This window comes from Paenibacillus sp. TAF43_2 (genome assembly GCF_052113545.1).
Lineage (GTDB): Bacteria > Bacillota > Bacilli > Paenibacillales > Paenibacillaceae > Pristimantibacillus.
Genome location: NZ_JBFRDK010000154.1, coordinates 1 through 15,244 on the forward strand (window position 1 = coordinate 1; position 15,244 = coordinate 15,244).

Annotated in this window: 12 protein-coding genes and 1 pseudogene; 12 read left to right on the forward strand and 1 reads right to left on the reverse strand. The window is 45.7% G+C overall.

Going from position 1 to position 15,244, the window contains the following annotated elements; genetic code table 11:
* The first annotated feature begins 632 nt into the window (after positions 1-632).
* The 9 genes from AB4Z17_RS25220 (at position 633) to AB4Z17_RS25260 (ending at position 12,493) form a co-directional block, all read left to right on the forward strand.
* Positions 633-1,868, forward strand: coding sequence for an MFS transporter (locus AB4Z17_RS25220; RefSeq protein ID WP_441962811.1), 1,236 nt, complete (start codon positions 633-635; stop codon positions 1,866-1,868).
* A gap of 154 nt (positions 1,869-2,022) precedes the next feature.
* Entirely contained in the window at positions 2,023-3,084 is a 1,062-nt protein-coding gene (locus AB4Z17_RS25225) for a LacI family DNA-binding transcriptional regulator (protein WP_339209769.1), read from the forward strand.
* 284 nt (positions 3,085-3,368) lie between these two features.
* Positions 3,369-6,176: a beta-galactosidase gene (locus AB4Z17_RS25230; protein ID WP_441962812.1), complete on the forward strand. Its 2,808-nt coding sequence runs from the start codon at positions 3,369-3,371 to the stop codon at positions 6,174-6,176.
* A gap of 72 nt (positions 6,177-6,248) precedes the next feature.
* On the forward strand, positions 6,249-7,169 hold the full coding sequence (locus AB4Z17_RS25235; RefSeq protein ID WP_076270425.1) for an ABC transporter permease: 921 nt from the start codon (positions 6,249-6,251) through the stop codon (positions 7,167-7,169).
* 12 nt (positions 7,170-7,181) lie between these two features.
* Complete coding sequence (locus tag AB4Z17_RS25240; protein WP_441912912.1) at positions 7,182-8,093, forward strand: carbohydrate ABC transporter permease; 912 nt, start codon at positions 7,182-7,184, stop codon at positions 8,091-8,093.
* A gap of 75 nt (positions 8,094-8,168) precedes the next feature.
* Positions 8,169-9,785, forward strand: coding sequence for an ABC transporter substrate-binding protein (locus AB4Z17_RS25245; RefSeq protein ID WP_441962814.1), 1,617 nt, complete (start codon positions 8,169-8,171; stop codon positions 9,783-9,785).
* Between the two features lie 229 nt (positions 9,786-10,014).
* Positions 10,015-10,776, forward strand: coding sequence for a sugar phosphate isomerase/epimerase family protein (locus tag AB4Z17_RS25250; protein WP_441962816.1), 762 nt, complete (start codon positions 10,015-10,017; stop codon positions 10,774-10,776).
* 27 nt (positions 10,777-10,803) lie between these two features.
* Entirely contained in the window at positions 10,804-11,451 is a 648-nt protein-coding gene (locus tag AB4Z17_RS25255; protein ID WP_441962818.1) for a ThuA domain-containing protein, read from the forward strand.
* A gap of 52 nt (positions 11,452-11,503) precedes the next feature.
* The gene (locus tag AB4Z17_RS25260; RefSeq protein ID WP_441962820.1) at positions 11,504-12,493 is read left to right on the forward strand and encodes a Gfo/Idh/MocA family protein; all 990 of its coding nucleotides are present in this window, start codon (positions 11,504-11,506) and stop codon (positions 12,491-12,493) included.
* 87 nt (positions 12,494-12,580) lie between these two features.
* On the opposite strand, the gene AB4Z17_RS25265 is transcribed toward AB4Z17_RS25260, so the two are convergent.
* Positions 12,581-13,207, reverse strand: a complete 627-nt coding sequence (locus tag AB4Z17_RS25265) for an SGNH/GDSL hydrolase family protein (RefSeq protein WP_441884424.1) — start codon at positions 13,205-13,207, stop codon at positions 12,581-12,583.
* A 410-nt stretch (positions 13,208-13,617) separates the two neighbouring features.
* Between AB4Z17_RS25265 and AB4Z17_RS25270 the strand changes: the two genes are divergently transcribed.
* The 3 genes and pseudogenes from AB4Z17_RS25270 to AB4Z17_RS25280 all read left to right on the forward strand — a co-directional run.
* Positions 13,618-13,812 (forward strand): hypothetical protein, encoded by a 195-nt coding sequence (locus AB4Z17_RS25270; RefSeq protein ID WP_441962822.1) that lies wholly within the window; start codon positions 13,618-13,620, stop codon positions 13,810-13,812.
* Between the two features lie 176 nt (positions 13,813-13,988).
* Positions 13,989-14,070, forward strand: a pseudogene (locus AB4Z17_RS25275) (DUF3934 family protein); the annotation flags it as partial.
* 357 nt (positions 14,071-14,427) lie between these two features.
* The coding region (locus AB4Z17_RS25280; protein WP_441962823.1) for a hypothetical protein at positions 14,428-15,244 on the forward strand (817 nt) is incomplete at its 3' end.

Sequence of the window (15,244 nt, forward strand, 5' to 3'; positions counted from 1 at the left end):
CGAGGTGGAAATGGAGCTGTAAGCACGCATAGGTTCTTACAGCGAGAGAAAAGGCTAGGTTTGTTGTCTGTAAGAACAAATATGTGTTTACAGAGTTGCGGCAGCATTTGTTCGAGGTGGAAATGTGGCTGTAAGCACGCATAGGTTCTTACAGCGAGAGAAAAAGCTAGGTTTGTTGTCTGTAAGAACAAATATGCACTTACAGAGTTGCGGGAGCGTTTGTTCGAGGTGGAAATGGAGCTGTAAGCACGCATAGGTTCTTACAGCGAGAGAAAASRMTAGGTTTGTTGTCTGTAAGAACAAATATGTGTTTACAGASTTGCGGCARCGTTTGTTCRASGTGGAAATGGAGCAGTAAGCACGCATAGGTTCTAACTTTTGGGACAGCCCCTTCTGTTATTTGGGGATAAAATGGCGGCAGCTGATTATAGAGAGGCTGCACTCTAGGTATTAAGATGCCATTTTCCAGACTGTCCCTCTAAGCGCAAATAACCTCGTTAACCATCATTTGACGTGGTTTGTCTCGGGTTTTCTTGTTTTTGCACCTTATAGTGGTTTTTGAACAAATGGTAAAGGAGGCGTATAGTGGTTAATAGTGTAAATGACACGGAAATTGCTGGAGGTTGCCGAGTATGGAACCATGGAAGCGTACCATGTGGATTTTATGGTTCGGCGTTCTTTTTTGCAGCTCAAGCTATACGATGTCCGTACCGTTCCTGCCGCTATTTCTGTTCGATTTGGGGGTGCCGGAAAGCTCCGTCAACCTATGGGCTGGAATTGTGCATTCCTCAGCTTTCCTCGTCGGAGCAGTGATGRCTCCCTTATGGGGGATGCTTGCAGACAAGTATGGGAAGCGGAAAATGGTCATACGAGCAGGACTCAGCTTAGCTATTATTTATGCGCTGATCGCTTTTGTGCAAACGCCATGGCAGCTCGTCGGCGTGAGAATGCTGCATGGCTTTGTGGGTGGATTTGTTCCAGCATCCATGTCGATCGTAGCATCAGTTGCACCGAAGGAGAAGCTTGGCTGGAGCCTTGGTATGATGCAAGCGGGTACGATGACTGGCGGTATTCTCGGACCATTATTCGGCGGGCTGTTGGCTGAAGCATTTGGGCTTCGCAGATCCTTTGTTGTCGCTGCGTTTATTATTTTAGCTGCGACAGTGGCGGTTATTGTATGGGTGAGAGAAGGAAAAGCGGACACATCTGAAGGGGCAGCGGCCGCAACGAAAAAAGAAAAGCCAATCACTTATCGGATGGCTTTTCGCAATCGTGCACTCATGAGTATGCTGCTGCTGCTCGTTATCGTTCAGCTATCGATTAATATGATACAGCCGCTCATTACCCTTCATATTGCCAAGCTGCAAGGGGGGCTGCAAGGAGCGGAGCTGTCAGCTGGTTTTGTGCTCTCGCTTATCGGAATAGCAGGCATTTTGGCATCGCCAGTTTGGGGAAGGCTTGGTGAGAAGAAGGGCTTCTACCGGATTCTCGTCGTATGCCTGTTCTGCGCGGGGTCGATCATTAGCATGCAGTTTTTTGTCCAACAATTATGGCTTTTCGCTATCGTGCAATTCATATTCGGTTTATTTATGGCTGGCATAGCGCCTATCGTCAATACTCTGGTTGTCCAAAGCACAGATGAGCAGTTTAGAGGCAGATCATTTGGGTTAACGACAAGCGCGAATCAGTTTGGTGCAATGCTTGGTCCGCTCATCGGAGGTTTGTTAGGCCTAGCCTTAGGCATCCACTGGATCTTTGTCGCCACGGGGATGATTATGGCAGCAGCTGGCGTGAGTGTATGGATAAAGCGGAGGCATGAGATGGTGAAAACGAAGACAGCCTATCGAGCTTCACTCGGAGAAAAGTGAATAAATAGGCAGCACAAGCCAAGCGGAGTCTAGGGGAAAGCGCTCTAGTTCCTCTTGGCTTTCGTTGTAAATAATAGGAAATGTTCGTTTCTATTTAAACAAAAGTCTGTTATTCTACTGAAGAATAGAACTTTGGACTGAGGAGTGAGCTGCTATCAAGCCGGTTACTGTATATGATATTGCTAGGGAAGCGAACGTCTCAGTAGCCACTGTGTCGCGCGTCATTAATAATACGGCTCCGGTAAAAAAGTCAACCAGAGAGCGAGTTATGGAGTTAATTGCGAAACATCAGTTTCAGCCGAATGCCATTGCAAGAAGCCTGTTTAAGAAGGAAACGGGAATGATAGGCGTTATTTTGCCAGATATTACGAACCCTTTTTTTCCAGAGGTTTTGTCAGGCTTGGATCAAGAAGCGCGCAGCAAAGGCTACACTTTTTTTCTATGCGATACGGTATCAACGAACGGAGATTCAGCAGAGCAATATGTGCGAGAGTCGCAATATTTGAGTATTCTGATGGAGAAGCAAGTAGACGGGATTGTGATGATAGGCGGACGAATTAACCTTGCTAAGCCAAGCAAAGATCTTGTAAGTGAAGTGGTTGAAGCTAGTAAACGCGTGCCGCTGCTGCTCATTAACGGCAATCTCCCCGGTGAAGGGATGACTCGTGTATATGCCGATGAGTTGGAGGGCGCAGAGCTTGCGACACAGCATTTGATTGACTTAGGACATACGGATATTGCATTTGTTGGCGGGTACAAAAACATGTCCAATACGATTCAGCGTACTCGCGGTTTTGTGAAAACGATGGAAAAAAACGGAGTCCAGACTCGCAAGGAATGGATACGCGATGGCGGCTTTTCCGTTGAAGCGGGTAAGAAGCTAATGCATCAACTGCTGGAGCTGCCCGAGCGACCAACCGCTATATTTTGCGCGAACGATTTAGTAGCTATCGGCGTTATGAAGGTTGCTCACAAAGCAGGGCTTCGCGTGCCGCAGGACCTATCGCTGATTGGGTTTGACGATATTCCTTATGCCTCGAACAGCATTCCAGAATTAACGACGATTTCTCTAAAATGTTATGAGGTAGGCCGGAACGCAGCGGAGCTGCTCCACCTAATGATTACGAAAAACAAAGTGAATAAGAGCACCAAATTAAGGCCGGAGCTCGTTGTAAGAGAGTCTACAGCTCCACCTTCAAAGCAAAATAATGCTTAAAATTGCGTTTTCAAATAATTATTGACAACGCTTACAATGTTGAATACAATCAAAATGTGAAAAGATAACAAGGTGTCACCTACAATAATGTAACCCGTTACATTTACAGCGAGATCGCTTCTTTCCAGAAGCCAACACATAAATACACATCAGCGAACCGTACAGAATTGCKTTCTGTTTATCCCGGTCATGACGTGTATTTATTTTTATCTAAAAATGTAACGGGTTACATGAAACGGGTTACACATTTCGGTTTTTTAGTCTAATTCGTTGGAGGTTTTGACATGGTCATGGACATTGGAGCGAAAGCAGCCGTGCGATTTGATGCGGATGCCGTGAAGATTCAGGAAACCCCTCATATTTTGCTATGTGCCTCGCTGTTTTACTTCCGTATTCCAAGCGCGCTTTGGAAGGAGAGGATGGAGCAGCTAAAGGCATTTGGTTATAACAGCATCGATGTGTATTTTCCATGGAACTATCATGAAACAGCAGAAGGAGAATGGGATTTCAGCGGAGAGCATGACATCGCCGCATTCCTGACAACGGCTGCCGAAGTAGGACTATACGTCGTCGCAAGACCTGGCCCCTACATTTGCTCGGAGTGGGATGGCGGAGCACTTCCGGCTTATCTGCTTACGAAGGGACTGAAGCTTCGCGATAACGATGCTGAATTCCTCGGCTATGTTTCCAAATGGTTTGATCACATCCTGCCTTTGCTAAAGCAGAACCAAGCAGGTGAGGGCGGAACGGTAATCGGTGTTCAACTGGATAATGAGCTCGATTTCTATGATTGTCATGACCCCAAAGGATATATTAGTGCACTGCGCGATATGGTGCTTAATCACGGAATAACCGTGCCGCTGTTCGCTTGTGCTGGTCAGGGCGGCTTGCTGCAAGCATCGGGACTCGCAGAGGATGTGGTGCCAACCTGTAATTTCTATCCAGATAATCGGGAGGCTGATTTTGAAGACAAGGTGCTTCACTACAGTGGAACCTTGGCTAAACTAGGTTATCCGCTGCTCGTAACGGAGACGAACCGTGCACATTACCTCCTACGTAGATTGCTCTCCTGCGGCGCCAAGCTGCTCGGTCCGTATTTGCAGGTATCGGGAACGGATTTTGGCTTCACGAATGCGACGAACAATTGGGGCAAGCCGCTAGCGTTTATGACGTCGGACTATGATTTTGGCGGCATGATTTCTCCTGAAGGGCATATCCGCGAGGAAGCATATGAAGGCAGGCTGCTTGGACGGATGATTGCAGCTTACGGTACTCCGCTTGCTGAGGCAGAAAGCCAAGGCTTAAGCACGGATTGGAAGCTGATTGGACAAAGCGATAGAGTTGTTGGCCCCTATGCCCTGCAGTTAAAGGGCGGCGGAAAACTCCTATTTGTTACGAATTTAGATGATCAGGATAAAGAACTAGCCATCGTGATGGAGAATGATACGAATACAAAAGCTGCGAGCAGCTTTAAGCTCAAATCGGGCAGGTCGCTGGCGCTGCCTTCTCAAGTTCCTCTACAGCATTGGGGAGTAGAAGGATCACTAGAGAGCTCGACAGCGGAGCTATATATGGCAGAAACAAATGATACAGGTGCAAGTCTCGCTTTTCATACAGAAGGTTATGGTGAAATTGTATTGCTGCTAGATGCAGCGCCGGTGGATATGCAAGCTCTGAACGCAACTGTGGAAACGATAGAGGGAGGCAAGGTCAGGATCGCCTTTGAAGGTAAAGAAGATAGCGTCTGTTCCATTATTACTTCGGATGGGCATACGTTGAAGCTATTTATTACCGACAGAATGAAAGCGCTTTATTCAGAAGGGTTAAACGATGCTGATGACACCATTAATCATGGCAAGCCGCTCCATTATTCGGATCGCACTGAAATGGCAGCTGCTGAGTGGCGCCTAAATTATTTTGATGCGGCATCACCTATGAATAAAAAGGATAAGAGAGGCCCATCCGCTTCAAGAAAAGCAGATTACTTAGAACAGCATGAAATTTACCGAGGGTATGCTTGGTATGAAGCGACGGTTCGACTGCCTGAAGACAAAGCGGTAAAAGGTATTCTTATTCGCTCAGGCAGTGATGTTGTGTCGCTGTATGCGGGAGGAGAATACGCGGGAACGGCAGTGGCTGGGGGAGGCAGTACTTATCTTCATTTAAGCAATGGCCTACAAGATGGCAAGCTGCTTGCCAGAGTGGAGATATGGGGACATTCAAACTTTGACGATGCTAGGCTTCCCGGGCTTCGATTGCATGCGATGAAGGGGATTAAAGGATTGTCAGCCATTACAGAGGTTAGAGACCTTAGCCGTAACTGGAGTGTCTACCGGGCTGCGGATCGGATTTTGCGCAAGGAGCTGATCGAGTCGCCCGATTGCAGCATGTGGCCGATCGTTAACTTTGGCGGCTGGATGTCTCCTGATCATCCGGCTTTCGAATATTACCGAAAAACATTCCGTGCATCGGAAGCGGCAGACTCGTGGACGCTGCATTTTCAAGGCATTGAATCACTTGCTCGGCTCTTTGTAAACGGAAAGGAAATAGGCGAGGTGCATCCGTTTGATCCATACTTTAATATCTCTGAGCATGTGACGGCAGGGCAATCCGTAGAGCTTACTGTATTCGTTGAGAGAGTGCTTGGTTTACCATCTGGGCAGGTTTACTTGTATGAAGGCCAAGAGGCCGACAACTTTGCAGTTTATGCGGCAGAGGAGGAAGAGCTTCTGGAGCATGCGGAAAGCTTGCGGTCTCAAAGCGGAACAACTGAATTCCCCATCTCATTGGAGCCAGGTGAAACCGCATGGCTGTATGCGACTACCGTGAATTCAGAAGCAGGCAAAGGGTGGAGAGCGAAGGTTTCCGGCACTAGCCTCAAAATGACAGTGTTTCTGGAAGGAAGAATCGTTGGACGACTATGGCTGCCAAGCCAAACGAGCAGGCCTGTCATGTCAGGCGGAAGCCCGGATTCCTTTTACTTGCCGGGAGCATGGTATGAGGGTGTAGAAGGAAGCTTAACGATACTGCTGGAAGCGGTTGATCAAGAGAAGCAAGGGCGTTTGGAAGCAATTCAATTCATATCCGTCTAGCAATGACGACAAGGGGGAAGAAGGATGGAAACGACCATAGTCGAGCGGGCTCCCCAAAGGAAGCAGAAGCGAATGAGCAGCGGCAAGCTTAGACGATTTTGGAACAACAAAACGTTGTTAATCATGTGTTTGCCGGCCATCGCTTTCTTTCTTATATTTGCTTACTTGCCGATGCCCGGCTTGTATCTAGCTTTTATTAACTACAACTACTCCGATGGCATCTTCAAAAGCCCGTTTGTTGCATTTGACAACTTTCGCTTTCTCGTCATGAATGGTGATCTATGGCGGCTCTCATTTAATACGGTAGCTTACAATTTGGTATTCATTGTGCTCGGAAATGTCATGCAAATTTTTGTAGCTATTCTACTGAATGAGATTCGGCGCAAATGGTTCAAGAAGATCACGCAAACGCTTATGTTTTTACCTCACTTTATATCTGCCGTTCTAATCGGGCTTATCGCCTACAACATCTTGAGCTATGACTACGGCTTATTGAACAGCTTGCTGGAATCGTTAGGCATGGAGCCTGTCAAAACCTATTCTGATCCGAAAATATGGCCGTTTATCATCGTACTCACCTACCTATGGCAGTCCACTGGATACGGCTCGATCATTTATTTTGCAGCCATCATGGGGCTGGACAATGAAATTATCGAGGCATCCGAGATTGACGGCGCCAATGCCTTCCAACGCATTATTTACATCGTGCTTCCTTGGTTAAAGCCAACCTTCATCATCTTGATGCTGTTCTCGCTCGGCGGCATTCTTAAAGGCAACTTCGGTTTGTTTTTCAACTTAGTAGGCGCAAACAACACAGCCCTATATCCAACAACGGATATTATCGAGACTTACGTATTCCGTGCCCTGATGACAAACTTCAACTTCTCACTTGGCAGCGCAGTAAGCTTATATCAATCCTTGTTCGGTTTTGTAGTCGTCTTAACAGCCAAYTGGCTTGTGAAGAAGGCCTCGCCTGAAAACTCGTTATTTTAGGAGGTGTCACATATGGAAAATAGGGATGAATCACGCAGCATTCGGACAGACATAAGTGGCATCATCGTCAAAGGTTTTGGTTATCTTTTCATTACATGTTTTTCGATATGCTGTTTATTGCCCTTCTTGCTCGTGCTTGGCACCTCATTGACAGCAGAAGGCACAATCAAGAAGTACGGCTTCAACCTGTGGCCGCGCGACTTCAGCACCTTTGCTTACAAAATCGTATTTGAAAACCCCGATCTCATTATTGGCTCCTACCTTGTCACGATGGGAATCACCATTGTTGGAACGATCTTTGGTCTCTTCCTCGTGGCGATGACGGGTTATGCACTGCAGCGCCCAGACTTCGGCTATCGAAATGGCATTTCGTTTTTCATTTATTTCACGACGCTGTTCTCCGGCGGCCTTGTGCCCTTTTACTTGCTGATGACGCAATATTTGACGCTGAAGGACAATTATCTTGCCATCCTTCTTCCGGGACTGCTTAGTCCATTTCTCATCATCATGATGAAAAGCTTCGTTCGCTCGATCCCGCATGCCATTACCGAATCAGCGAAGATCGATGGAGCAGGCGACTTTACCATTTTTCTAAAGCTGATTTTGCCGATGACTACGCCGGCGTTAGCAACCATCGGGCTGTTTATCGCTCTTGGCTACTGGAATGAGTGGTACAACTCGATGCTGTTCCTTTCGGCGGATATGAAGTACAGGCCGCTACAGCTGTTTTTGTACAATGTCGTAACCAGCGCTGACTTTATCCGCAATTCGTCCGCTGCATCCAATGTGCAGCTTCGTGATATGCCGCTGGAATCGATGAAGATGGCTACCGCGGTGGTTGCGACGGGCCCTGTCATCTTGTTCTACCCATTCGTGCAACGGTATTTCATTAAGGGAATTACAGTAGGTGCTGTAAAAGGCTGATGTGCCGCAGGCCTGCAAGGGTCTCTTCACATAAAGGGCGAAGCCCGAATCATGAAAACAAAGGGGAGAAGTGAGATGTCGAACGTCAAGAAGATTTCCGCTCTGCTAATCGCTGTAATGATGATCATCAGCCTTGCGGCCTGTTCCGGCAGCAACGGAGATAAAAAGGGAAGCGGCAATAAAGGGAGTACGAACACGGAAAACGGCAATAAGGGGAGCACGAACACGGATGATGGCAATAAAGCAGCTGATACGTCCAAATTCGTAAAAATCAGCTATGTCGTACTTGGCGATAAGCCGAAAAACGGTCAGTTCGAGAAGGTGCTGGCTGAGGTTAATAAGCTGATGAAGGAAAAAATCAACGCCGAGCTGGAGTGGAAATGGGTCGAGTGGGCAGATTGGCAGACGAAATACAATCTGCTGCTGGCATCCGGCGAAGCGGTGGATTTGATTACGATTGGTACGGACTGGCTTGATACATGGGGCAATGCACAGCGTGGCGCGTTTATGAATTTGAATGATTTATTGCCGCAATATGCGCCGCAAACCTGGAATTCAATTCCTGAAGAGGACTGGTCGGAGAGCAAATATAAAGGGAATATCGTTTTGATTCCAGAAAATGATTACACACAGTGGGTTAACCATGGCTTCTTCTATCGTGGAGATTGGGCGAAGGAAGCAGGCATAACGGATCCAATTAAAGACTGGGAAGGCATTGGTAAATACCTGCAATATATTAAAGATAACAAAGAAGGCGTCATTCCTTGGGATGCTGTTGCAGCAACAAGCACATTTGGCGGATATGCAGCGTCCTATACGGATCAATTAGAGCTTCCAATTTCAACGGGCTATTTGCCAGTGTACACGACCAAATCATTTGAAGAGAAGTATACGGTAGTGAGCCCTGTATTCGAAGACACATTCCTTAATTTCGCAACATTAATGAAGGAATGGGCAGATAAAGGCTACTGGCGTGAGGATGTGCTGAACAACAAAAACGACAACCGCTCCGCACTGCGCGCTGGATTGTCGGGACTAGATCAGCATCATACACAAACGTTTGGCGGGCTGCGCGTTAATATGGATAAGGATCAACCAGGCTCTGAGCTGCAAATGTTCCCATTTGCTCGTACAGGCGGCAATAACTTGACGGAGCTCTCCATCACGCACGGAGGAACATCGCTTGGAGCGCACAGCAAAAACCCTGAGCGCGCTCTAATGGCTTATGATTTAATTCGCAATGACGAGCAAATTTATCATTTGATCAACTACGGTTTGGAAGGCGTTCAATACGAAGTGAAAGACGGCAAACGCCAACAGCCAGCAGCCTACAACGAAGCAAAAGATTCCTTTTATTCGGATTTCTGGGGTGGACGTGTCGACAAATTCGAAATTCCGAGCGTAACTACTTGGGATCAGCTGGAAGAAACATTGTACGCGGAATATGACAAAATTAAAAAACCTTACCCTTACGGACAATTTGTATTTGATAAAACGCCGGTAGAAGCTGAATTAACGGCGATTACACAGGTATCGGGCGAGATGGGGCCTGCGATTACGTATGGTAAAGCAGGAGACCCGGCTCAAGCCGTAGAGCAATTCCGCAGCAAGCTGAAAACAGCTGGCTACGACAAGGTGCTTGCAGAATTGCAGCGCCAAATGGATGCTTACAAGAAGCTGATCGAAGGTTAACGAATAGATAGTTTGCGAAGCGCAATAGGGGTTTCCAAGCACGAAAGTGCGGGGCTCCTGTTGCGCTTTTTTCAACACCCTTAAGAGAAAGGCGTCCTTTTGGTCAATTATAATCAATTGGCGGGGTATGCTTGGTTAACCTCAGTAAAGTAGCGCTTTCATTAATAATGCTACAATGAATCTATAACCATGTAAGCTAACCCAAATCTATGATAAAGGCGGCGAAGAAATGAACTTATCAAATATTGCAGTACAGTTGTACACGTTGCGTGACTATTGCCAGAATGAAGCGGATTTGGAGCAGACGCTGCGCAAGGTAAGGGAAATCGGTTATGAAGCGGTTCAAGTATCGGGAATAGGCCCTATTGCTCCAGAAAAAGTGAAGCAATTAGCAGATGCCGAAGGGCTTCGTATTTGTGCAACGCATGTAAGTCTTGATTCTATGGTCAATGACTTTGACAATACCGTGCAAATGCATAAGCTGTGGAACTGTAAGTATGTTGGGGTAGGCTCTATTCCGGATGAATACCGCACTAGCGGGGAGGGCTATTCCACCTTTGCGAAGCAAGCGACAGAAATTGGAAGAAAGCTGCAGGAGCATGACTTGCAGTTTATTTATCATAATCATCAGTTTGAGTACCAGAAGTTTGCAGGCAGAACAGGAATGGATATTTTGCAGCAAGAGAGCGACCCGGCTGCAGTTGGATTCGAGCTCGACACCTATTGGGTACATGTTGGCGGAGTAAATCCGGTGGATGCGATTCATCAGGTTAAAGGCCGTATGGGTGTTGTTCATCTCAAAGATTTGGAAATCGTTGATTATAAGCAAGTGTTCGCTGAAATTGGCGAAGGAAACTTGAATTTCAAAGCGATTATTGAAGCATGCAGAGAGATTGGAGTAGAGTGGTATGTAGTCGAGCAGGATGTATGCAGACGTGATCCGTTTGAGAGCTTGGTCATTAGTTTTAACAATTTAAAACAATTTCTATAGGAGCAATGCTAATATAGAAGCGAGAGGATGATAGAGATGAAAATCGGCATTATTTGCGACGATTATTGGCACCCGGGCAAGCTGATCAAGGAAGGCTTGGAGCCGCTCGGCAAGCAAGGTTTTCAGCTCGATTATAACCAGCATGCATCAGAATGGTCGCGCGCGTGGATGGATCAGCAGGATGTGGTTGTGCTTGCCAAGTCGAACCAAGTGTCGGCAACAGATACAACGCCTTGGCTCACTGAGGAGATTCAGCTGCAATTCCAGAGCTATGTCGAGCAAGGAAAAGGATTGCTGGTGCTGCATGCAGGAACGGTGGGCTATCGTGATGAGCCTGTTTTCTTTGAGCTTGTAGGCGGGGTATTCCAGCATCATCCGGCCGCTTGTTCTGTTACGATCGTTCATAAGGACGAAACACCATGGGACAAGGCGCATGCACAGGACTTTACAGTACATGACGAGCATTATTTTATGGAGGTTATCGACGATCGCATTCAAGTGTTGATGACTTCGGAGTCAGAGCACGGCACGCAGCCAGCAGGCTGGATAAGGGAGCAAGGTGAAGGAAGAGTTTGCGTGCTTACACCAGGGCATCTTTTATCCGTGCTGCAGATGGAAGCGTATCAAGCAACGATAAAACAGGCTTTGGAATGGTGCGGTGGAAGCGACCGATAATAGGGAGCTAACAACAAATGTACATTTTTTATTCAGAGGAGTGAATAAGGATATGTCGGTACAAACAATGAAATGGGGCATCTTGGGTCCAGGCTGGATTTCCTCAAAGTTTGTTAAAGATTTAGCATTTGCAGAGGGCGCAGAGCTAGTCGCAGTTGGTGGTAGAAACCTAGAGAAGGCAGAGCGTTTTGCCAAAGAGTATAATATTCCACGCGCTTATGGCAGCATTGAAGAGCTGACGCAAGATTCCGAGATCGATATTGTTTATGTAGGCACGCTGCATCCCATCCATAAAGAAAATGTGCTGGCCCTATTGCGTGCAGGCAAAGCTGTCATTTGCGAGAAGCCATTCACTATGAATGCAGCGGAAGCAAGAGAAATCATAACATTAGCCAGAGAAAAACAAGTATTTCTTATGGAAGCGATGTGGACACGGTTTTTACCTCCTATCCTTAAAGTTATGGAATGGATTGCAGATGGTAAAATCGGAGAAGTGCGAATGCTTAAAGCTGACTTTGGCTTTGATATCGGCTGGGCGCCGGAAAGCCGTTTGCTGGATCCTGCGCTTGGCGGAGGTGCGCTGCTGGATGCTGGTATTTATCCCGTTTCCTTCGCATCATTAATTTTCGGAGGAGCGCCATCCAAAATTATGAGCAGTGCTCGTCTTGGCGAGACAGGCGTAGACGAGCAGTTTTCATTGTTGTTTGAATATGAAGGTGGACGTACTGCATCGCTGAATAGCGCGGTACAGCTGGAAATGGTTAATGATGCTTATATTTATGGAACGAAGGGGCATATTCATGTGCCAAACTTCTTGTTCGGTAAATCAGCATATTTGCACCCAAAAAATGGTGCTCCAGAGTCGATCGAGGACGACCGTGAAGCAGAGGGTTATTCATTCGAAGCTGAGGAAGCGATGAATGCGCTCCGTGAGGGCAGGCTCGAAAGTTCAATCATTCCGCTGGATGAGACGCTAGCAATCATGGAGACGCTGGATACGATCAGGAAGCAGTGGGGTCTTCGTTATCCTGCTGATGAATAATTAGTAAAAGAAAGGAGTAGGCTGCGTATGCGCCTACTCCTTTCTTTATAAGTATCGCTGCCTCTAAGCAGCTGTTTTCTAAATCGCTTATGCTTTTACCGCTTGAAGCCATGCTTCAGCAATGAGTGCGGCGCCCGCAGGAGACGGGTGAACACCGTCGGGAGCCCAATAAGCCGGGCCTGTCTGCGTTGCAGCCTGTGCAAACAAACCATCAAGCGGAACATAAATGGCTTTAAATTCTCCAGCGAGCTCTCGGACAGCTTGAATTTTTGGATCAAGATCTTCACGCCATTGCTTCTGGCTATCATTTACTGGAAGCACGAAAGGCTCGACTAGAACAAGCTTAGCGTTCAACTGCTCCTTTGCTCTGCTCAGCAAGCGGCGGTAAGTGGTATAGTATTCCTCCGTGCTAAGTGGATCGTTATTGTCATAGCGGCGCCAAGTATCATTAATGCCCACATAAACAGACAACAGGCTTGGTTTCAAATCAAGGCAATCCACTTCCCATCTCCGCTCCAAATCAATGACACGGTCACCCGATATCCCGCGGTTCAGAAACGTAGCTTGTTTCTCAGGATATTTACTCGTAAACAAAGACGTTACAAGATTTGCATAACCTGATCCTAGATTTGCCCAGTCATTTCGGTTGCGGCCAGCATCCGTGATGCTGTCGCCTTGAAATAGAACAATTGCGTTTTGATCGATTAATGTCATTTTTTAGACCTCCAATGAGTTCAAATACTAGTCTTCATAAGATAAAACATGTCTTGCAGCGGGATAGCTGTGAGCGCTTTCTATTTGTCAGCAAATTCATAATACAAAGGATTCCATTCTCTGGTCAATAAGCAGCTGTTTTTTTCTTCCATAAAATAAGAAACAATTATAACTGAAGTTTCTATTTAACTTTTCTGTTATTTCCTATTTAATAGTATAGAGAAGGATAAATAGATTTGGGCAGCATTTGTTAATGGTGCGTAACATTTTTGGGAATATTCAGAAAACTTTAAAATATACTATAAACGATAAGAACAGAAACAGCTAGAATGATTTTATGTTTTTCCTCCTATTTTTTTCATAAAATCTTAATGTTCTTGCTCTATAATCGAATTAAGGGAGTGATGGGTATGATCTCTTCTTACTTCAATGAATGGCTGGATGAATATAATGATTATATGAGACTATACACGCTTTTTGGCGACGAGTATTACCTCGAACAAGCTGGTGAAGCGTTAGCTGGGCTAAAGGCTTTGGTCCTTAGAACTGAGCGTCATAAAAATATTCTTCGGAAAATCATGAGCGATAAGGTTCATGTTTATTAAGAATAACAAACGAAGAGCATAACGAAATTTAAAATTTAAAAGCCATCATAAGAATCCAAGTGCAGGATTAATGGTATACTGATAAGTAATGATAACGAGGAACAAGATTCTGATAGATGCTTTAGCTGCATTTTATGAGGTTTAACTCGGCATAGAAGACATGATGGAGTGATAATATGAGTAGTACAAAGGGTAAAGGCGGAACCGGCAGAGGAACGGACAAAAAAGGCTGGAATCGCTGGCAAGCAGGGGAAAAAAAGAAGTTAGCGAAAAAGGTATTTGGYAGAAACCAAGGTGCTAAAGGCGCTGAAGGCGAAAAAGGTAAAACGGACGATAAAAATACGCCTAATGCTAAAAGCGCTAACATGACTAAAGGCAGTACCGCATTTAAAGGTGGAAGCGCGGCTAAGGGCAGAAAATAGAAATAACAAAGAGCAGCCTGTGCGTGAGCCATGGCGCTCTTATGAAACGAAAGACGGTTAGACAGGGAAGCTCTCTGTTTAACCGTCTTTTTCTCGTTGTCCTGCCGATATTTAAGTTTTATAATGGTACTATTGCTTGGATAAAAATGTGAATTGTATTTTTGAATAATGTTCAGCGAGGTGGCTTCATCATATGAGTGACTATCAATCCATAATGCTTCTTCTCTTCTTTATCTTTCCCGTCATGTATATGATTGACACCGCTTTAGTTATTATAAGACGAAACGCTAAGCATATTGAGAATCGTCTTGCCTTCCTTACCATTTGTTTGCTGGCGAGTATGATTTTTTTTCAATACCTCGAGCAGCTGTTGTCTGCCGAATATGCGCTGAATATTTCTGCTTATATGGTTTACCCGGCTTCTATAGCCGCGGTAAGCATGAGCGTTTTGCTTCATCTTACGGCAACAAACAGTTATCATCGGCTTTCTCGATGGAGCACCATAGGCATAGCTTTTATACCATTTATAATGTATTTTCTGCTTCTAGCCATAAGAGGAAGAGAATATTTGCTTGAAGGGGTTCGGGTAGAAGGTTTTTGGAAACAAATCGAAGCTGCTCCGGCCATGACTGTTATTTATGGTTTTTTGGTCATGTATTCATTGCTTAATATAGCTATTTGTCTAATAGCCCATTATAAAGCGAATAATAACGTTGATCGCAAACGATTTATGATACTGCTAAAAGCCAATTTATTTTACCAGTTGGCGACGATCGGGGTCTTGATTGTATATACTGCTTTCTCGCCCTATGTCTATATTTCAGATTCAGTCATTTTTTTGACAACAATAATATGGAGTATTTCCCTTCGTGTTTATATGAAAAATGATTTCTTGCCGTCTACATCCAAAAAATATGAGCTGCTTTATCATTTTTCCCCAACCGCCATCATTATGATCGATAAAAATATGATTATGAAGGAAGTAAATCCAGGTGCGCTTCGTATACTTG

Excerpts from the sequence above, each read along its gene's own strand:
- AB4Z17_RS25230 (WP_441962812.1), top strand. The coding sequence starts at position 3,369 with ATGGTCATGGACATTGGAGCGAAAGCAGCCGTGCGATTTGATGCGGAT.
- AB4Z17_RS25260 (WP_441962820.1), top strand. The coding sequence starts at position 11,504 with ATGTCGGTACAAACAATGAAATGGGGCATCTTGGGTCCAGGCTGGATT.
- AB4Z17_RS25265 (WP_441884424.1), bottom strand. The coding sequence starts at position 13,207 with ATGACATTAATCGATCAAAACGCAATTGTTCTATTTCAAGGCGACAGC.
- AB4Z17_RS25250 (WP_441962816.1), top strand. The coding sequence starts at position 10,015 with ATGAACTTATCAAATATTGCAGTACAGTTGTACACGTTGCGTGACTAT.
- AB4Z17_RS25245 (WP_441962814.1), top strand. The coding sequence starts at position 8,169 with ATGTCGAACGTCAAGAAGATTTCCGCTCTGCTAATCGCTGTAATGATG.
- AB4Z17_RS25270 (WP_441962822.1), top strand. The coding sequence starts at position 13,618 with ATGATCTCTTCTTACTTCAATGAATGGCTGGATGAATATAATGATTAT.
- AB4Z17_RS25255 (WP_441962818.1), top strand. The coding sequence starts at position 10,804 with ATGATAGAGATGAAAATCGGCATTATTTGCGACGATTATTGGCACCCG.
- AB4Z17_RS25240 (WP_441912912.1), top strand. The coding sequence starts at position 7,182 with ATGGAAAATAGGGATGAATCACGCAGCATTCGGACAGACATAAGTGGC.